The following is a 19,075-nucleotide window of genomic DNA, read 5'->3' as shown; positions in this document are numbered from 1 at the left end:
CGCCGCCCCGTTCGCTCTCAGCCGTAGAGGCCGTGCAGGAACCACCGCCCCTCCAGGTCGCGGAACACCCACACATAGCCCGCCGCATCGCCATGGGCGACGAAATAGTCGCGGCGCGCCGGGCCTTCGGCCGATGCATCGTCCGGGGTGCCGGCGGCCTCCCACCAGGCGGCCTCGAAGCGTTCCGGCCCGGCCAGCAGGCGCAGCGGCCCATGCAGGCAGGGACGGTGGCGCTGCACCGCCAGCGGCTCGGGCGGCTGCACCAGCCAGGCCGGCCAGAGCGCGGCGCGCGGGTCGGTGGCACGGGTAAGGCTGGTGCCGCCTGTGCCTGCCGCCGAAGCCGCATCGGCCCGGCCTGCACTGCCCCCCTCCATGGCCTGCCAGGACTGCATGCGTTCGGGCCGGTGGTCGGCATGCAGCTGCACGGCCTGCACGCGGTGCGCGCCCAGCCGGGCGGACCAGCGTTCCTGCAGCTGATGCCACGGCTCGCCCGCCTCCTCGTGCGGGCCCGGCGGCAGCAGGCTGCTGCTGGCCGCAGGCGCCGGCCCGGTCTGCAGGACGCGCAGGGCGATGCGGTCCACCGGGGCCGAGAGCCGGCAGTGCCCCAGCCGCTCGGCCAGCAGCCGCCGCAGGTGCGCCATCTCCTGCGCGGGCTCTGCCGTGCGCAGATCCATGCCGTCCCAGGGCGGCAGATCCACGCCGTCCAGGCGGCGCAGGTGGTGGTGCCATTGCAGGCGCAGGGCCAGCACGCCCTGGTGGCGCCCCTGCAGCCAGCCCTGCAGGGCCTGCAGCAGCGCGCTGGCGGACCACAGCAGGGCCGGAGCCGATTCGGCCAGGGCGGGCAGCTCGGCCTCCAGCGCGAAGGTCTCGGGCAGCGCCACCCACGGCGGCTGGTGCGGCGCGTCGCCCCAGGCCTGGTCCAGCGCATGCAGCAGGGGCCCGCCGAAGCGCCGCGCCACCCCGGCACGCGGCAGCCCCCGCAAGGCACCCCAGGTGCGGCAGCCCAGCTGCTCCAGGCCCTGGGCATGGGGCCGCGCCGCGCTCAGCGTGCGCAGCGGCAGGTCGTGCGGCAGGCGCCGCGGCAGCGGATGGCCGGCCTGCTGCAGGCGCAGCCGGGCCAGGGCCTGCAGGGCCGTAGGGCCTTGCGCCAGCGGCAGATCGGTTGGAGCGGCGGTGCCGGGCGCCTGGGCGCGCAGCTGCTCCAGCAGCGCCGGCAGGCCGCCCCAGAGGCGCGCGGTGGTCGAAACCTCGGCCAGCACCGCTTCGTCGATCACGGCCACGCGCGGGGAAAAGCGCAGCGCCCACCAGGCACCGGCCTCGGCCGGCACGCCGGGCGCGGCGGACTCATCCGCGCACAGGGGCAGTGCGACCCAGTGCATGCAGCAGTCCCGATGGCAGCGGGGAAGACGGGGCGGCGGCCACCGGCGGGCGGCGCGCCTGCAGCAGCCGGCCGGCATCCTCCCGCGCCTGTTGCTGGCGGCGCGCCTGGGCCTCCAGCACGGCCGGCAGCGCCGGGGGGCGCAGCGGCAGCAGCACGGGTTCGAGCAAGGGCGGCCCGCGCCGCTTGATCACCTGCACGCGCAGCAGATCCGCACCGGCCCGCTGCGCCCACAGCCGCAGCGGCGCGGGCGAAGCCTGGGCGCGCAGCGCCTCCGGGCGCAAAACCCACAGCCAGCGCCCCTGCTGGGCGGCGGCCAGCTGCAGGCGCCGCAGCATCTCCGGCCGCGCCTGCGGCAGCCAGGCCAGCACGGCCAGCACATCGCGGCAGCGCAGCGCCTGCTCGCTCGCCCAGGAGGCTTCTGCGGCCTGGCAGGTGCCGGGCAGCACCACGCACAGCCGCTGGGCCGGCAGGCCGGCGGCCTGCAGCGCGGGAGCGAAGGGCTCGTGGGGCGGCGCCACCAGCACCACGCGCCCAGGCTCGCCCTGCGCCACCGCCAGGGCCAGGCCCGGCAGGACGAGCGGCCACGCCTGCGCGGCCTGCGCCGGCAGCAGCAGCTCCGCCATCGCCCCCAGCGGCCAGCCACCGCCGGGCAGCTGGGCATCGAGCGATGCATGGCCCGTGGGCCGGACGCGCTGCGGCGCCGCCGCCCCCCACGATCCGCCCTGCCAGACGCCCGGCACCTCGGGCACGCCACGGCCCGGCTGCCGCAGGGCGGCAGCGGTCACGGCATGGAGCGGGGCGGGGATGGACATGGGGCGGCAACGAAATACTGTTCAAATATACAGTATTGATGCATCCCGGGCCATCCGGGTGGGCCTCAGGTCTGCCATGGGCCCTCATGCAGGGCGGCTCCAGGCTCTGCGGCGCCGCCTCGGGAATCAGGCCTTCAGAACGTGTTCACGATCTCAGACCGTGCCCAGGCCCTGCGCGCAGGCGTCGCGCCAGTCGGCCACGGCGGCATCGCACGCGTCGGCGCGCTGGGCCAGCTGCGGCCAGCGGCTGTGGCTGGCGTTGAGGATGCTCTGCAGCTGCCACAGCGCCTCGCGGCCCAGCAGTTCCAGCTCGGCCAGGCCCTGAGGGTCGCCGTGCAGGGAGGGCAGCATTTCGGCCTGCTGGTGCGGGTGCGAGCCGGCCTCGTACAGGGCTTTCTGCAGGGCGATCAGCCGCAGGTCGATGAAGGCGCAGGCCTTGCCGGACGACAGGGCCAGCCAGTCGGCGGGCAGCCCCGCGCGCAGCGTGTCCCATGAGCCAAAAGCCTCCGACAGCACCTCGATGCCGAGCGACACCTCGCGCTGCAGCGCAATGGGGTCGGCCGCGCCCGTGGGGAGCTTTTGCAACAGGGGCAGCAGCAACGCCGTCAGCGCCGGCGGGAACTTGCGGTGGTTCAGCCGCAGCGACAGCGACAGCCGCTGGGCCGGCGCATTGCGGTATTTCTCGAAGAAGGCGGCCACCACCTCCGACAGCAGCAGGATCTGGCCGATGGGCGAGATCTGCCCGCCCGCCAGGCCCCGGGGGTAGCCGGTGCCGTCCATGCGCTCGTGGTGCTCCAGCACGGCGGTTTCGACCGACTTGGGATACACGTGCAGCGCGCGGATGACGACCATCGCCGTCACCGGATGCGCCACCAGGTGCTTGCGGCCCGGGCCCGTGACCTTGTGCACCGGGTCGCGCCAGACCGGGTCCATGTGCAGCACGCCGATGTCGTGCAGCAGCGCGGCAGCGGCCAGTGGCGTGCATTCGCGCTCGCTCCAGCCGCTTTGCAGGCCCAGGAACAGGGCCGTCAGCATCATGAGCACGCTGTGCGCGAGCAATTCGGGACGCTGCTCGCGCATCACGGTCAGTTTGAAGGCCATGGGCGCGGGCAGCGGCAGGGAACGCAGCGGGGCCAGCAGCCGATCCGCGCCGCCCGCGGCCTCCACCAGCATGCGGGCCAGCGCTTCGCTGGCGCACTGCGCCCGTGCCATCGCGGTCAGATCCGGCACGGTGACCGCATCTTCCACGCTCAGCTGCTCGTCGATGGAGCCGCGCAGCTTGTGCTGCACCAGCCGCTCGTAGAGCCGGCTGTCCACGCGGGCGCCTTTGTCCAGGAGCTTGATGCCACTGTCGGTATAGAGGGCGTCGCGCGCCACCACCGTGCACCGCTGGGCCATGTCGGTCACGGCGCGCAGGTAGTGCGCGTCGCCGGCCTGATCCCCATCGTCAAGGGAGTCGGCGTTCTGGGAAAGAGCGTTCATTCAGGCAGAAGGAGCAGGCTTCGAAACGAGCGCTGTGGCGGGGAATATAAGCCGCTTTCCGCCCTCCGAAACGAGTCTGCGCCCGCCCTGCGGCCCGTGCATGCGGGCCTGCCTCACACCCGCGCACAGATGGCTTCAGCGCAGCTCGAAGCCCTGCTCCCGCACCGCTTGCGAGTCAAGGCCGATCTGCACGTTGAAGCGGCCCGGCTCGGCCACATGCTCCAGGCGGGCGTTGAAGAACTTCAGCTGCTCTTCGGTGATCGGGAAGCGCAGCACGCGCTCCTCGCCCGGCTGCAGCATCAGCTTGCGAAAGCCCTTGAGTTCCTTGACCGGGCGTACCACCGAGGCGGCCACGTCCTGGATGTAGAGCTGCACCACGGTCTCGCCCGCGCGCCGGCCGGTGTTCCTGACCGTCACCGCGGCCTCGATCTGCCCGCCGCGTTCCATCGTGGGGCTGGAGAGCACGACGTCGGACAGCGCGAAGTCGGTGTAGCTCAGGCCGTAGCCGAAGGGATAGAGCGGGCCGGTCACTTCCTCGAAGTACTGCGAGGTGTAGTTGCCCGGCTTGCCCTCGGTGAACGGGCGGCCCAGGCGCGCATGGTTGTAGTAGGTGGGGATCTGGCCCACCGAGCGCGGGAACGAGATCGGCAGCTTGCCCGAGGGGTTGTAGTCGCCGAAGAGCACGTCGCTGATGGCGTTGCCGCCCTCGGTTCCGGCGTACCAGGTCTCCAGGATCGCATCGGCCTCCTTCTGCTCGCGCTGCAGCGCCAGCGGGCGGCCGTTCATCAGCACCAGCACCAGCGGCTTGCCGGTGGCCTTGAGGGCGGTGATCAGGTCGCGCTGGCTCTGTGGCAGGTCCAGGCTGGTGCGGCTCGACGACTCGTGCGACATGCCGCGCGCCTCGCCCACGGCGGCCACGATCACGTCGGACTGCTGCGCCACGCGCACGGCCTCCTGGATCATCTCGGCCGGCGTGCGCGGGTCCTGCGTGACCTCGGGCGCATCCCAGTTGAGGAAGTTCAGGTACTTGACGATGGCTTCGTCGCCGGTGATGTTGGCACCCCGCGCATACGTCACCCGCCCGCCCTGGCCGATGGCGGCGTTCAGCCCGGCGCGCAGGGTGACGGCCAGCTTGTCGTAGCCGGCCGCGGACCAGCTGCCCAGCATGTCGATCGGCGCATCGGCCAGCGGGCCGACCAGGGCGATGGAGGCCTTCCTGGAAAGCGGCAGCGTGCCGTTGCGGTTTTCCAGCAGCACCAGCGACTGGCGCGCCACCTCGCGCGCGGCCGGCCGGTCGAGGCGGCTGTCGGCCTTGAGGTCCGCCGGATCGTCCTTGGCCGCGCCGATGCGCAGGTAGGGGTTCTTGAAAAGGCCCATGTCGTACTTGGCGCCGAGCACCTCGGTCACCGCGTTGTCGATCTGCTGCATCGGCACTTCGCCGGAGCGCACCAGGCCGGGCAGTTCCTTCCAGTACACCGAGTCGGCCATGCTCATGTCGATGCCGGCGCGGATGGCGAGCTTGGCGGCCTCGCGTTCGTCGCGGGCCACGCCGTGGCGCGTCAGCTCGACGATGGCGCCGTGGTCGCTCACCGTCACGCCCTTGAAACCCCAGTCGCGGCGCAGCAGGTCCTGCATCAGCCAGGTGTTGGAGGTGGCCGGCACGCCGTTGATGGAGTTCAGCGCCACCATCACGCCGCCCGCGCCCGCGTCGATCGCGGCCTTGTAGGGCGGCAGGTAGTCCTGGTACATGCGCATCGGGCTCATGTCCACGGCGTTGTAGTCGCGCCCGCCTTCCACCGCGCCGTAGAGCGCGAAGTGCTTGACGCTCGCCATGATGCGGTCCGCCGCCAGCGGCCGCTGCGGGCCCTGGAAGCCCTGCACCGTGGCCCGGGCGATCTGCGACACCAGGTACGGGTCTTCGCCGAAGCCCTCGGAGGTGCGGCCCCAGCGCGGGTCGCGCGAGATGTCCACCATGGGCGCGAAGGTCATGTCGATCGAATCGGCCGCAGCCTCCCGCGCGGCCGTGCGCGCCATGCGCTCCACGGAAGCCATGTCCCAGGTGGACGCCAGGCCCAGGCCGATCGGGAAGGTGGTGCGGTGGCCGTGGATGACGTCGTAGGCGAAGAACATCGGGATCTTCAGCCGCGTCTTCATGGCCGCATCCTGCAGGCGGCGGTTGTCGGGGCGGTTCACCGAATTGAAGGTGCCGCCCACGTGGCCGGCGGTGATCTCGTCGGCCAGCTGCGCGATGGGCATGTCCGGGCCGATGCTGATCAGGCGCAGCTGGCCGATCTTCTCTTCCAGGGTCATGCGGCCGACCAGGTCGGCCACGAAGGTCTTCTTCGCCTCTGCGGGGTTCGGCTGCGGCGCCTGCGCCCAGGCGGCGGGGGCCGCCAGCGCAGCGGACAGCACAAGAATCCACGATTGCTTCATTCAGTCACTTTCGGATGGTTGGCGCGGGTGGTGCGGGCTCGCCGCGCTCGGGGAACGTGCGGGCGATCGGCCACCGGGGCTTTGCATGCCAGGGCATGCGGCCGGCCAGACACAAGGCGGCACGGCGGGTGGCGAATGCTAAGCTCAAGTCCGCGTTCCGCGCCCGAACCCGGCCCCCGAACTGTTGCATGCCGCAACATGCCGGGGCCCGGCAGGAAGCTTGCTTCGGCTCCATCGCACGCGCCACGCACCGGCGCCGAGGGCGCCGCCCCTGGCCGGAGCAGGCGCCTGGCGCCGCGCCGCCGCGTTACGCTCCGTCACGCCGCAGCCTGTCCACTGAACTACCGTCCCTGCCCATGACCCTGTTGTTTGCCGCCGCACGCCTGCGCGCCCGATCGCTCCTGGCCCTCGCCGGTCTCGCCACCCTGCTCTGCCTGCCCGCTGCGGGCCAGGCGCAGACGTTCTCGCTCGCCGACGTCACCCGCCAGGCCCGCGACCTGATGGAAAAGCCCTACGTGGCCCCGGCGAACAACCTGCCGCCCGTCTTCAGCGGCATGCAGTTCGCCGACTACCAGAAGATGCAGCCGCGCGCGGACCGCTTCGAGTGGCGCGACCAGCCCACGCCGTTCCGCCTGAGCTTCTACCACCAGGGCATGCAGTTCAACGCCCCGGTGCGCATCAACGAGATCACGCCCGAAGGCGTGCAGGAGATCCGCTACGACGCCGGGCGCTTCGACTTCGGCGACCTGAACTTCGACCGCAGCGCCACCAGCAACCTGGGCTACGCGGGCTTTCGCGTGCTCTACCCCATCAACCAGCCCGGCAAGCTCGACGAGATCGTGAGCTTCCTGGGCGCGAGCTACTTCCGCGTGATCGGCAAGGGCCAGGTGTACGGCCTGTCCAGCCGCGGGCTGGCGATCGACACGGCGCCACCGGGCGGCGAGGAGTTCCCCAACTTCCGCGAGTTCTGGATCCAGCGCCCCGCTGCGCAGGACCGCCAGCTGGTCATCTACGCCCTGCTCGACTCGCCGCGCGCCACCGGTGCCTACCGCTTCACCGTGGTGCCCGGCGGCAAGGATGCGGTGGTGGACGTGCAGGCCAACATCTTCCTGCGCGGCGACGTCAGGACGCTGGGCATCGCGCCGCTGACCAGCATGTTCCTCTACGGCCCCAACCAGCAGTCCGAACTCAAGCGCGGCAACTTCCGCCCGGCCATCCACGACTCCAACGGCCTCGCCATCCGCACCGGCACGGGCGAATGGATCTGGCGCCCGCTGAACAACCCGCGCCAGCTGGCGATCAGCTCCTTCGAGGTGGACAACCCCAAGGGCTTCGGCCTCTTGCAGCGCGGGCGCGAGTTCTCCCGCTACGAAGACCTCAAGGACCGCTACGACCTGCGCCCCAGCGCCTGGATCGAGCCCCAGGGCAACTGGGGCAAGGGCCATGTGACGCTGATGGAGATCCCCACGCCCGACGAGACCAACGACAACATCGCCGCTTTCTGGACGCCCGACGCGCCGGCCCGCCGCGGCGACATGCTGCAGTTCGCCTACCGCATGCACTGGACGACGGACGAGCCCGCGCTGCACGGCGCCGACAACGCCTGGGTCAGGCAGACCCTGCACACCGAAAGCGAGGAGCTGCAGGCCAACCTGATCCGCAAGCCCGACGGCGCCAGCGCCTTCCTGATCGACTTCGAAGGCCCCGCCGTGGCCCAACTGCCGGAAGGCACGGCCATCACGCCCCAGGTCAGCGTGGACAGCAACGCCGACCTGCTGGGCGTGAGCCTGCAACGCAACCCAGCCATCCAGGGCTGGCGCGTGACGGTGCGCGTGCGGGTGAAGAACCCGGCCCTGCCGGTGGAGATGCGCGCCACGCTGATGCAGGGCGACAAGGCCGTCAGCGAGACCTGGAGCTACCAGATTCCGGCCAACCCACCCGCGCCCGCGCAACCGCAGACGCTCACGCAGCCACCGGCGCCGGGAGCGCCGGACAAGGCCGCCACCACCCCCTGAGAGCAGGAGCGACAGCCCCAAAGCCAAAAGCCCGGTGATGCCGGGCTTTTTTGTGCTTGGGGCGCAAGGCGCCGAAAGACTCAGCGGATCAGCGGCACGCCCGTCTTGGCCTGCACGGCCTCGAAGCTCACGTCGGGCGCCAGCTCCACCAGCTTCAGTCCTTCGGGCGTGATGTCCATCACGGCCAGGTCGGTGATGATGCGGTCCACCACGCCCACGCCCGTCAGGGGCAGCGTGCAGGCGGGCAGGATCTTCAGGTCCTCGGTGCCGTCCTTCTTCTTCGCGACGTGCTCCATGAGCACGATCACGCGCTTGACGCCGGCCACCAGGTCCATGGCGCCACCCATGCCCTTGACCATCTTGCCGGGGATCATCCAGTTGGCGAGGTCGCCCTTTTCGCTGACCTGCATGGCGCCCAGGATGGACAGGTTGATCTTGCCGCCGCGGATCATGGCGAACGACTGGTCGCTGCCGAAGATGGACGAGCCCGGGATGGTCGTCACCGTCTGCTTGCCGGCGTTGATGAGGTCGGCATCCACCGCGTCTTCGGTGGGGAACGGGCCGATGCCCAGCATGCCGTTCTCGGACTGCAGCCACACTTCCTTGTCGCCCGTGTGGTTGGCCACCAGGGTGGGAATGCCGATGCCGAGGTTCACGTAGAAGCCGTCTTCCAGCTCCTGCGCCGCACGCGCGGCCATCTGGTCTTGGGTCCAGGGCATGTCAGGCTCCTTCTTTCTTGTTGGCGGGCACCGCAGGGGCTTCGGCGGAGGCGGCGGCCTGGGCGATGACGGCCTGGGCCTCGACCTTAGCGGCCACCACATCGACCGGCGCGGCTGCGCTCACGGTGCGTTTCTCGATGCGCTTTTCGGGCGTCGGGTTGTGGACGATGCGATGAACGTAGATGCCGGGCAGGTGCACGTCGTCAGGGGCGATCTCGCCGACCTCGACGACCTCCTCCACCTCGACGATGCAGAGCTTGCCGGCCGTGGCCGCCGCCGGGTTGAAGTTGCGCGCCGTGAGGCGGAACTGCAGGTTGCCCGACTTGTCGGCCCGGTGCGCCTTGACCAGCGACACGTCGGGCACCAGGGCGCGCTCCATCACGTAGGTCTCGCCATCGAATTCGCGCAGCTCCTTGCCCTCGGCCACGATGGTGCCCACGCCGGTCTTGGTGAAGAAGGCCGGAATGCCCGCGCCGCCCGCACGCAGCTTCTCGGCCAGCGTGCCCTGGGGCGTGAATTCCAGCTCCAGTTCGCCGGCCAGGTACTGGCGCTCGAACTCCTTGTTCTCGCCCACGTAGGAGGAGATCATCTTCTTGATCTGCCGCGTGCGCAGCAGCTTGCCCAGGCCGAAGTCATCGACGCCCGCGTTGTTGGAGATGACCGTGAGGTCCTTGGCGCCGGAATCGCGCAATGCGTCGATCAGCGCCTCCGGAATGCCGCACAGCCCGAAACCTCCGACGGCCAGCATCTGGCCATCGGCCACGACGCCCTTGAGCGCCGCGTCTGCCGAAGGAAATAGCTTGTTCACTGAAAGACTCCTCATCGAGACAGGATGGATGAACGCTACGATACTACGTACATTACTACGTAGTTCTCCCTAAAGACTTTCATGGATACCGCCGATTACCGCCTCGCGTTCGACATGGCCCCCGTCGGGCTGGTCATCTCGCGCCATCGCACCATGGTGGACTGCAACCGCCATGTCTGCGAGATGTTCGGCGCCTCGCGCGAGGTGCTGATCGGACAGTCCTTCCGCATTCTCTACCCCAGTGCCGACGAATACGAGCGGCTGGGCAAGCGCATGGAGCCCATCCTGAACGCCCGGGGCCACTACGCCGACAACCGCATCATGAAGCGCGCCAACGGCGAAGTGTTCTGGTGCCACGTATCGGGCCGCGCGATCAACCGCGAGGCGCCGCACGAATCGGGCATCTGGAGCTTCGAGGACCTGAGCGCGCAGCGCCCGGTCAAGGCCGAGCTCACGGGCCGCGAGCGCGAGGTGGCCGCCCGCCTGCTGGACGGCATGACCTCCAAGGAGATCGGCCGGGCGCTGGAGATCAGCCACCGCACGGTGGAGATCTACCGCGCGCGGCTGATGCGCAAATACAGCGCCTCGACGGCGGGCGATCTGGTGCAGAAGCTGCTGGCGGGCTGACAGGCAGCCAGGAGGCTCCCTCGCCCAGCGAAAGCGCGTCAACGGGCCCTGAAAGAACGACAGACATGAAGCCGCATATCCGCTACGAGTTCCACCATCTCGGCATTCCGACAGAGGAACCCCGGGCACAGGAACAGTTCAGCCAGGCGGCCGGCATGTTCACCACGGACAACGGCGGCCGTTTCCGCATCCAGTGGCATCGATTCACGCCCGACTCACCGCTGCACCCGCTCATCAGGACGGTGCCCCATCCGGCCTTCAAGGTCGATGACCTGCAAGCCGCGATCGAAGGCGAAACGCTGCTGCTGGGCCCCTACGAACCCATCGATGGCTACCGGGTCGCCATCATCGACGATGCGGGCGTGCCCGTGGAACTCATCGAAACGCTGTTGGACGATGCGGAGATCTGGCGGCGCGCACGCTCGGGCGAAGGCGACCTGTACCGCCAGAGCCACCTGTAGAAGGGAAAGCGGCAGGCAAGGCCGCCGGCCCCTCCCGCATTCGCTGCAGGCTCAATGCAGCTTGAGCCGCCCCGAAACCCGCTTCTGCAGCAGCCGCGCCAGCGCCAGCACCACCGTCTTGCCCGTGCCCAGGATGGCTCGGTGGTGGTTCAGGTGCAGCGAGATGTACATCCACTTGGCGATCAGCCCTTCGACGAAGAAGTTGCGCCCGCCCAGGCCGCCCATGAGGTTGCCCACGCCCTTGTTGTCGCCCAGCGAGACGAGGGAGCCGAAGTCCTTGTACACGAAGGGCTCGGTCACTTCCTGCTCGCGCAGCAACGCGCCCAGCACGTTCGCCAGGTAATCGGCCTGCTGGTGGGCAGCCTGCGCGCGGGCGGGCACGGTCTTGCCGTCTTCCCAGGGGCAGGCAGCGCAGTCGCCCAGGGCCAGCACGTCGGGTGCCGAAGTGCGCAGGCGGTCGTCCACGACGAACTGGTTGAGGCGGTTCACCTCCAGCCCCAGGCGGGCGTTGCCGTCGGCGGCCTTGATGCCGGCGGCCCAGACGATGAGGTCGGCCGGGATCTCGCCGGCCGGCGTGACCAGCGCGCCACGGCGGATCTCGGTCACGCGGGTGTTGGTCAGCACCTGCACCTGCTTGCGGCGCAGGGCGACTTCGGCCTGCGCGGAAATCTTCTCGGGCAGGCCGCCCAGGATGCGGCCGCCGCCTTCGACCAGGGAGATGTCGAGCCGGAAGCGCTGGCTGCTGCCCAGGCTCTCCAGCAGTTCGGCATGGGCTTCGAGCAGCTCGGCCGACAGCTCCACGCCCGTGGCACCGGCGCCGACGATGGCGATGGACAGCGCGCGGCTGTCCGAGAACGAAGCCCGCGCGCAGGCGCCCAGCCAGTCGGTGTGGAAGCGCTGCGCATCGCGCACGTTTTCCAGCAGGTAGGCGTGTTCGATGCCCGGCGTGCCGAAGGCATTGGAGCCGCTGCCGATGGCCAGCACCAGCCGGGTATAGCTCACCGTGCGGCGCGGCACCAGCAGCTCGCCTTCGGCGTTGCGGATCTCGCCCAGCTCGATGGTCTTGTGCGCCGTGTCCAGCCCCACCAGGTCACCGATGGCGAAGCCGAAGTGGTTGCGCCGCGCCAGCACGGGGTACGAAAGGCCTTCCTGGTGCGCGTCCAGCGTGCCCGCGGCCACTTCGTGCAGGGTGGGCTTCCAGATGTGGAAGGGCGAGCGGTCCACCAGGAGCACGCGTTCGCGGCCCAGCTTGGCACCGAGCCGGCGCCCCAGGCGCGCGGCCAGTTCCAGCCCGCCAGCTCCGCCGCCCACGATCACGATGTCTGAATGCATACCTTTTCCCTCACGTCTTTGCAATGCGTCAAGTTTAGGGCTTACCCTGATTGCTTTCAGCAAAAAGAAAAACCCGCCCTCCCTTGCAGGAGGCGGGCTCTTGCGGCAGGCACTGCACCGGCCGGCCGGGCAGGCCGGCCAGCGGTGCGCACATGCATGCATCAGGCGAGGTCGAAGCGGTCCAGATCCATCACCTTGGCCCAGGCGGCCACGAAGTCTCGCACGAACTTGTCCTTGGCGTCGGCGCTGGCATAGACCTCGGCCACGGCGCGCAGCACCGAGTTGGAGCCGAAGACCAGATCGACGCGCGTGCCGGTCCACTTCTTCTCGCCGGTCTTGCGGTCACGGCCTTCGAAGACGTCGCCGGCGGACTTCCACTCGGTGGACATGTCCAGCAGGTTGGCGAAGAAGTCGTTGGTCAGCGCGCCGGGGGTGGCGGTGAAGACGCCGTGCGTAGAGCCGCCCACGTTGATGTTGATGGCGCGCAGGCCGCCGACCAGCACCGTCATCTCGGGCGCCGTCAGGGTCAGCAGCTGGGCCTTGTCCAGCAGCAGCACCTCGGCCGGCACGCTGTAGCGGGCCTTGGTGTAGTTGCGGAAGCCATCGGCCACCGGCTCCAGCACGGAGAACGATTCCACGTCGGTCTGGTCCTGGCGCGCATCGGCGCGGCCCGGGTTGAAGGGCACGGTCACCTGCACGCCTGCGGCCTTGGCGGCCTGCTCCACGCCGGCCGCGCCGGCCAGCACGATCAGGTCGGCCAGCGAGACGCGCTTGTCGCCGTCGGCGCCCTTGTTGAAGTCGCGCTGCACGCCTTCGAGCACCTGCAGCACGCGGGCCAGCTGCTCAGGCTGGTTGGCGGCCCAGTCCTTCTGCGGTGCCAGACGGATGCGCGCACCGTTGGCGCCGCCGCGCTTGTCGGAGCCGCGGAAGGTGGAGGCCGAGGCCCAGGCCGTGCCGACCAGTTCCTGCACCGTGAGGCCGGAGGCCAGCACGCGTTCCTTGAGGGCGGCCACGTCGGCGGCATCGATCAGGTCGTGGGTGACGGCCGGGATCGGGTCTTGCCAGACCAGCTCTTCCTTCGGCACTTCGGGGCCGAGGTAGCGGACGCGCGGGCCCATGTCGCGGTGGGTCAGCTTGAACCAGGCGCGGGCGAAGGCTTCGGCGAAGGCCTGCGGGTTCTCCAGGAAGCGGCGCGAGATCTTCTCGTAGGCCGGGTCGAAGCGCAGCGACAGGTCGGTCGTGAGCATGGTCGGCACGCGCTTCTTGCTGGGGTCATGCGCGTCGGGGATGGTCGCGGGCGCGTTCTTGGCCTGCCACTGGTGGGCGCCGGCCGGGCTCTTGGTCAGTTCCCACTCGAACTTGAACAGGTTCTCGAAGAACTCGTTGCCCCACTGCGCGGGGGTGCTGGTCCAGGTCACTTCCAGGCCGCTGGTGATGGCGTCGCCGGCCTTGCCGGAGCCGAAGCTGCTGGCCCAGCCCAGGCCCTGCTGTTCCAGGCCTGCGGCTTCGGGTTCGGCGCCCACGTGGTCGGCCGGGCCGGCACCGTGGGTCTTGCCGAAGGTGTGGCCGCCGGCGATCAGCGCGACGGTTTCCTCGTCGTTCATGGCCATGCGGGCGAAGGTCTCGCGGATGTCGTGCGCGGCGGCGACCGGGTCGGGGTTGCCTTCGGGGCCTTCGGGGTTCACGTAGATCAGGCCCATCTGCACGGCGGCCAGGGGGTTCTCGAGCACGCGATCCTTCTCGCTGCCGTGCATGGCGGGCTCGGCCACCAGGGTGCCGTCGCCGGGCTTGCCCTTGCCGTAGCGGTCATCGCCGCCCAGCCAGGTCTTTTCGCTGCCCCAGTACACGTCCTGATCGGGTTCCCAGGTGTCTTCGCGGCCGCCGGCGAAGCCGAAGGTGCGGAAGCCCATGGTTTCGAGCGCCACGTTGCCGGTCAGCACCAGCAGGTCGGCCCAGGAGATCTTCTGGCCGTACTTCTGCTTGATGGGCCAGAGCAGGCGGCGCGACTTGTCGATGTTGACGTTGTCGGGCCAGCTGTTGAGCGGGGCGAAGCGCTGCTGGCCGCGGCCTGCGCCGCCACGGCCGTCACCCGTGCGGTAGGTGCCGGCGGAGTGCCAGGCCATGCGGATGAACTGCGGGCCGTAGTGGCCGAAGTCGGCCGGCCACCAGTCCTGCGAATCGGTCATCAGGGCGCGCAGGTCGCGCTTGAGGGCTTCGAAGTCGAGCTTCTTGAACTCTTCGGCATAGTTGAAGGTGCCGCCCAGCGGGTCGGACTTGGACGAATGCTGGTTCAGCAGATCGACGCGCAACTGGTTGGGCCACCAGTCCTTGTTGATGGTTCCACCGTTGGCGGCTGCGGCGTGGAAGGGGCACTTGCTTGCTTCGGTCATGGGGCTTCCTCTGGGGCTGTTGACGAAGGAAATGGTAGTCATGCCGCGCGACGGAACGAAGCAAATAAAAAACATGGCGGACATAGCTTTTTCGCATCAGGGCCATGCTGCAACCGTCACGAAAAAAGGATCGCCGCAGAAAGCGCCCGTTGCCGGCAGATGGGCGGCACAACCCCGGGCGGCACGGCCGTGCTACCGTTTCGGCCGGCACCCCGAGGCCCCCGGGCCCCGACAAGACAGGAGACATAACCCCATGCCACGCTACGCCTTTCCCGACCTGAACACCCTGCCGGACGACATCCGCACACGCATCATCGAAGTGCAGGACAAAGCCGGCTTCATCCCCAACGTGTTCCTCGCCTTCGCGCGGCGCCCGGCCGAATGGCGCGCCTTCTTCGCGTACCACGACGCGCTGATGCTCAAGGAGGAAGGCGGCCTGACCAAGGGCGACCGCGAGATGATCGTCACCGCCACCAGCGCGGCCAACCAGTGCCTCTACTGCGTGGTGGCGCACGGCGCGCTGCTGCGCATCTACGAGAAGAAGCCCTTCGTGGCCGACCAGGTGGCGGTGAACCACCGCAAGGCCGACATCACCCCGCGCCAGCGCGCCATGCTGGACTTCGCGATGAAGGTCTGCCAGCGCAGCCACGAGATCGACGACACCGACTTCGAGGCCCTGCACGCCCATGGATTCGACGACGAGGACGCCTGGGACATCGCCGCCATCACGGCGTTCTTCGGCCTCTCCAACCGCATGGCGAGCTTCGCGGGCATGGCGCCGAACCCGGAGTTCTATCTGATGGGCCGCGTGCCGCGCGAGAAGCAGGCCGGGAAGGCCGGCTGATCCACCAGAGCCGCCAGCGCGGTGCAGCCGCCGCTCATTTGCTATGTAAACGATAGCTGAAGGCGCTTGATCCACCTGCGCTGCAGGCACATTTCACTATGAACCTGCCGGAGCGCCCCCGGCCGTGGACTGCCGCTCGATCAGCCGAAACCCCAGATCGAAAGCCGCGCGCTCGGGCACCTGCCCCTGGCAGCGCTGCACGATGAGCTGCGCGGCCAGCCGCCCCATTTCCGGCCCATCGACATGCACGGTGGTGATGGAAGGCAGCATGTGCTCGCCGAACTCCGCATTGCCGAAGCCCGCCACGGCCAGGTCCTGCGGCACGCGCAGGCCGCGCGCGGCGGCCTCCACCAGCACGCCGTGGGCCAGCATGTCGGAGCTGCAGGCCACCGCCTGCAGGCCGGGCTGCCGCGCCAGCAGCTCGCCCAGCGCCTGCCGGCCCAGCGCCAGGGAACTGGGCGCGGGCACGATGGCCGTGGGCACATCGCGCCCCCAGGCGGCCACGAAGCCGTCGCGCCGCTGCAGGGCGCGGTGGTCGCTGCCGGTGGCGATGCCCACGCGCTCGACGCCGCGGGCGCGGAAGTAGTCCGCCACCGCCGCGCCCACCGCGTGGTGCGAAAAGCCGATCACCATGTCCACCGGGCGGTCGGTGATGTCCCAGGTCTCCACCACCGGCACGCCCAGGCGCTGCAGCCGCTCGCGGGAGCGCTCGGACTGCACCAGGCCCATCATCACGATGCCGTCGGGCTGGCGGCTGGCCATGGCGGCCAGCACCTCGTCCTCGCGCACGGCGTCGTAGAAGGTCTGGCCCAGCATCAGCTGGTAGCCGGCCTCGTGCAGCGCCACGGTCAGCGACTGCACCGTGGGCAGGAACTGCGACACCGAGAGCGCCGGCAGGATGCCCGCCACCATGCGGCTGCGCCGCGACTTGAGCCCGCCCGCCAGCAGGTTGGGGATGTAGCCCGTGGCCTCGACCGCCGCCTGCACGCGGGCGCGCGTGGCCTCCGACACGATGGCCGGCTGGCCCAGCGCCCGCGAGGCGGTGATGAGCGACACGCCCGCCGCACGGGCGACATCGTGCAGCGTGGCGGGCTTGGAAGAAGGCGGGGTGGCAGCAGTCATGGGGCCAGGCACCGGGCCTGCGGATAGGGGCGGATCGGGGAGGAACGGATCAAAACGGCATGGAAGGCCAGCGACGTTAGCAGATGGATCGCTCCGCGCTGCCAGCCTCCTGGCTGCAGGGCAAACCCGGCCTTCACGCGGGCGATGACAACGTTATCATTTTGCATCGCCAGACCATCCCGGCCACCCATCGCCCTCCTCTTTCGCCCCGCCGCATGAACGCCTCCACGCCCGCCCGCCCCCCGCTGCACATCAAGATGCACGCGGCCGACAACGTCGCCATCGTCGCCAACGACGGCGGCCTGCCTGCCGGCACCGCCCTGCCCGGCGGCCCGGTGCTGCGGGACCACGTGCCCCAGGCCCACAAGGTGGCGCTGGAAGACATTCCCGCGGGCGGCGCGGTGCGGCGCTACAACGTGCCCATCGGCTATGCCGTGCAGCCCATCGCCGCTGGCAGCTGGGTGCATGAAAAGCTGCTGCACATGCCCGATGCGCGCTCGCTCGAAGGCCTGCCCATCGCCACCGTCCGGCCGCCCGTGCCGGAGCCGCTCAAGGGCTACACCTTCGAGGGCTACCGCAATGCCGACGGCTCGGTGGGCACGCGCAACATCCTCGCCATCACCGAGACGGTGCAGTGCGTGGCCGGCGTGACGGAGTTCGCCGTCAAGCGCATCAAGGCCGAGCTGCTGCCCCAATACCCGCACGTCGATGACGTGGTGGCCCTGGCCCACAGCTACGGCTGCGGCGTGGCCATCGACGCGCCCGACGCGGTGATCCCCATCCGCACGCTGCGCAACATCAGCCTCAACCCCAACTTCGGCGGCGAGGTGATGGTCGTCAGCCTGGGCTGCGAGAAGCTCCAGCCCGAACGCCTGCTGCCGCCCGGCGCCATCCCGCTGGTGGACGAGCGCACGCTCGAAGAGAGCCCGCTCGACGTGGTCTGCCTGCAGGACGAGGCCCATGTGGGCTTCATGTCCATGGTCGAGTCGGTGATGCGCCAGGCCGAGGCGCACCTGGAGCGCCTGAACCGCCGCCGCCGCGAGACCGTGCCCGCCAGCGAGCTGGTGGTGGGCGTGCAGTGCGGCGGCAGCGATGCCTTCAGCGGCGTCACCGCCAACCCGGCCGTGGGCTTTTGCACCGACCTGCTGGTGCGCGCCGGCGCCACGGTGATGTTCAGCGAGGTGACCGAGGTGCGCGACGGCATCGACCAGCTCACCGCGCGCGCGGCCACGCCCGAGGTGGCTCAGGCCATGATCCGCGAGATGGCCTGGTACGACGCCTACCTCAGCCAGGGCCGGGTGGACCGCAGCGCCAACACCACGCCGGGCAACAAGAAGGGCGGCCTCTCGAACATCGTCGAGAAGGCCATGGGCTCTATCGTCAAGAGCGGCAGCGCGCCCATCAGCGGCGTGGTGGCGCCGGGCGAGAAGGCGCGGGGCAAGGGCCTGCTCTACGCCGCCACGCCGGCCAGCGACTTCATCTGCGGCACGCTGCAGCTGGCGGCCGGCATGAACCTGCATGTCTTCACCACCGGCCGGGGCACGCCCTACGGCCTGGCCGAGGTGCCGGTCATCAAGGTCGCCACGCGCAGCGACCTGGCGCGGCGCTGGCACGACCTGATGGACGTGAACGCCGGCCGCATCGCCGACGGCGAAGCCACCATCGAGGAGCTGGGCTGGGAGATGTTCCGCCTGATGCTGGACGTGGCCAGCGGGCGCCGCAAGACCTGGGCCGAGCACTGGAAGCTGGCCAACCAGCTGGTGCTGTTCAACCCGGCGCCGGTGACCTGAAATCAGCTGATTTCAGTCAATACGCTATGGTTTGAATAGCGAATGGCGCTTGATTGGCCTGGGCTGCGGCCCATTTCCATGCCCTATCAAGCCGCAGCCTGGGGCGCATCGCCATCGGCGCGCAGCAGGCCCCAGACCATGCGTACCAGTTCCTCCTCGAACACCGGCGTGCCCAGGAGCGGCGAATTCTCCAGCGCGGCGCTGCGGATGGCGCCCATCACCGCGCGCGTGGCCACGAACATCATGGCCGGCGTGGGCAGTCGCACCGAGGCGTTGCCGCCCTCCTCCACCAGCCGCGACAGCGCCAGCGCGTTGCGCTCGGCCCCTTCGCGCAGCGCGGCCGTGATGCGGTCATGGTGGTCGATGCGCCAGCCCAGGCGCACCATCTGCCGCCCGGCCAGCGAACGCCCGGTGCCGAAGGCGGACACCAGCAGGCCCACCATCTCGCGCAGCACGGCACGCACCTCGCGCCGCTCGGCCACGGCCGCATCCAGCAGCTGCTGGATCTCCTGCTGCACGCGGTTGCGCTCGCGCTCCACCATGGCCAGCAGGATGGCTTCCTTCGACGGGAAGTACTGGTAGAGCGTGCCGATGGAAAAGCCGGCCACCTCGGCGATGCGGTTGGTGGTCACGGCGGCCTCGCCCTGCTGCTCCACGATCTGAGCAGTGGCGCCGAAAATCGTCTCGATGGTCTGCAGCGCACGCTCCTGCGTGGGCTGGCGGCGCAGGGCGGGCCTGGGTTTGGGGGCGTCGGTCTTCTTCATGGGCGGGCCTCTGAAAACATGAGCTTTAGGCGAGTAGCGGGCGGCGCCGCAAATCTGAATAATGCTCATAAACGGACCAAGCCGCAAGACGGCGC

At 69.8% G+C, this 19,075-nt stretch carries 15 protein-coding genes; 5 read left to right on the top strand and 10 right to left on the bottom strand.

Annotated elements, in window-relative coordinates; genetic code table 11:
• Positions 1–17: 17 nt before the first annotated feature.
• The 4 genes from BM070_RS14280 to bglX all read right to left on the bottom strand — a co-directional run bounded on the left by BM070_RS14280 (position 18) and on the right by bglX (position 6,108).
• On the bottom strand, positions 18–1,379 hold the full coding sequence (locus BM070_RS14280) for a DNA polymerase Y subunit UmuC family protein (RefSeq protein WP_092940090.1): 1,362 nt from the start codon (positions 1,377–1,379) through the stop codon (positions 18–20).
• Complete coding sequence (gene imuA, locus BM070_RS14275) at positions 1,345–2,193, bottom strand: translesion DNA synthesis-associated protein ImuA (RefSeq protein WP_139222837.1); 849 nt, start codon at positions 2,191–2,193, stop codon at positions 1,345–1,347. The genes BM070_RS14280 and imuA overlap by 35 nt, the downstream gene beginning before the upstream one ends.
• A 153-nt stretch (positions 2,194–2,346) precedes the next feature.
• On the bottom strand, positions 2,347–3,675 hold the full coding sequence (locus BM070_RS14270; RefSeq protein ID WP_092940089.1) for an HD-GYP domain-containing protein: 1,329 nt from the start codon (positions 3,673–3,675) through the stop codon (positions 2,347–2,349).
• Positions 3,676–3,810: 135 nt separating this feature from the next.
• On the bottom strand, positions 3,811–6,108 hold the full coding sequence (gene bglX, locus BM070_RS14265) for a beta-glucosidase BglX (RefSeq protein ID WP_092940088.1): 2,298 nt from the start codon (positions 6,106–6,108) through the stop codon (positions 3,811–3,813).
• Positions 6,109–6,464: 356 nt separating this feature from the next.
• Here bglX and BM070_RS14260 point away from each other — a divergent pair, with 356 nt between their 5' ends.
• Positions 6,465–8,123, top strand: a complete 1,659-nt coding sequence (locus tag BM070_RS14260) for a glucan biosynthesis protein G (protein WP_092940087.1) — start codon at positions 6,465–6,467, stop codon at positions 8,121–8,123.
• 80 nt (positions 8,124–8,203) lie between these two features.
• On the opposite strand, the gene BM070_RS14255 is transcribed toward BM070_RS14260, so the two are convergent.
• Together BM070_RS14255 and BM070_RS14250 are read right to left on the bottom strand one after the other, a co-directional pair.
• A complete protein-coding gene (locus tag BM070_RS14255; protein WP_092940086.1) occupies positions 8,204–8,842 on the bottom strand; it encodes a 3-oxoacid CoA-transferase subunit B in 639 nt (212 codons plus the stop codon).
• A 1-nt stretch (position 8,843) separates the two neighbouring features.
• Positions 8,844–9,650, bottom strand: coding sequence for a CoA transferase subunit A (locus BM070_RS14250; RefSeq protein ID WP_092940085.1), 807 nt, complete (start codon positions 9,648–9,650; stop codon positions 8,844–8,846).
• 81 nt (positions 9,651–9,731) lie between these two features.
• On the opposite strand from BM070_RS14250, the gene BM070_RS14245 reads away from it, so the two are divergent.
• Together BM070_RS14245 and BM070_RS14240 are read left to right on the top strand one after the other, a co-directional pair.
• On the top strand, positions 9,732–10,277 hold the full coding sequence (locus tag BM070_RS14245; RefSeq protein WP_092940084.1) for a PAS and helix-turn-helix domain-containing protein: 546 nt from the start codon (positions 9,732–9,734) through the stop codon (positions 10,275–10,277).
• A 65-nt stretch (positions 10,278–10,342) separates the two neighbouring features.
• Positions 10,343–10,738: a VOC family protein gene (locus BM070_RS14240; RefSeq protein ID WP_092940083.1), complete on the top strand. Its 396-nt coding sequence runs from the start codon at positions 10,343–10,345 to the stop codon at positions 10,736–10,738.
• Between the two features lie 51 nt (positions 10,739–10,789).
• On the opposite strand, the gene BM070_RS14235 is transcribed toward BM070_RS14240, so the two are convergent.
• Both BM070_RS14235 and katG read right to left on the bottom strand, forming a co-directional pair.
• Entirely contained in the window at positions 10,790–12,070 is a 1,281-nt protein-coding gene (locus BM070_RS14235) for an NAD(P)/FAD-dependent oxidoreductase (protein WP_092940082.1), read from the bottom strand.
• A 161-nt stretch (positions 12,071–12,231) separates the two neighbouring features.
• The gene (gene katG, locus BM070_RS14230; RefSeq protein ID WP_092940081.1) at positions 12,232–14,460 is read right to left on the bottom strand and encodes a catalase/peroxidase HPI; all 2,229 of its coding nucleotides are present in this window, start codon (positions 14,458–14,460) and stop codon (positions 12,232–12,234) included.
• A gap of 253 nt (positions 14,461–14,713) precedes the next feature.
• Here katG and BM070_RS14225 point away from each other — a divergent pair, with 253 nt between their 5' ends.
• On the top strand, positions 14,714–15,304 hold the full coding sequence (locus tag BM070_RS14225; protein WP_092940080.1) for a peroxidase-related enzyme: 591 nt from the start codon (positions 14,714–14,716) through the stop codon (positions 15,302–15,304).
• A 96-nt stretch (positions 15,305–15,400) separates the two neighbouring features.
• Here BM070_RS14225 and BM070_RS14220 read toward each other — a convergent pair whose 3' ends face one another.
• Positions 15,401–16,426 carry a LacI family DNA-binding transcriptional regulator gene (locus tag BM070_RS14220; RefSeq protein WP_092940079.1) on the bottom strand — a complete coding sequence of 342 codons (1,026 nt, stop codon included), beginning with the start codon at positions 16,424–16,426 and terminating at the stop codon, positions 15,401–15,403.
• A gap of 215 nt (positions 16,427–16,641) precedes the next feature.
• On the opposite strand from BM070_RS14220, the gene garD reads away from it, so the two are divergent.
• On the top strand, positions 16,642–18,216 hold the full coding sequence (gene garD / locus BM070_RS14215; protein WP_092940078.1) for a galactarate dehydratase: 1,575 nt from the start codon (positions 16,642–16,644) through the stop codon (positions 18,214–18,216).
• A gap of 86 nt (positions 18,217–18,302) precedes the next feature.
• Here garD and BM070_RS14210 read toward each other — a convergent pair whose 3' ends face one another.
• Positions 18,303–18,980, bottom strand: a complete 678-nt coding sequence (locus BM070_RS14210; protein ID WP_092940077.1) for a TetR/AcrR family transcriptional regulator — start codon at positions 18,978–18,980, stop codon at positions 18,303–18,305.
• Positions 18,981–19,075: the final 95 nt, after the last annotated feature.

It is taken from the genome of Paracidovorax wautersii, assembly GCF_900113035.1.
GTDB lineage: Bacteria > Pseudomonadota > Gammaproteobacteria > Burkholderiales > Burkholderiaceae_C > Paracidovorax > Paracidovorax wautersii.
The sequence above is the reverse complement of the archived record's forward strand: the minus strand, read 5'-3'. Positions and strand labels throughout refer to the sequence as shown.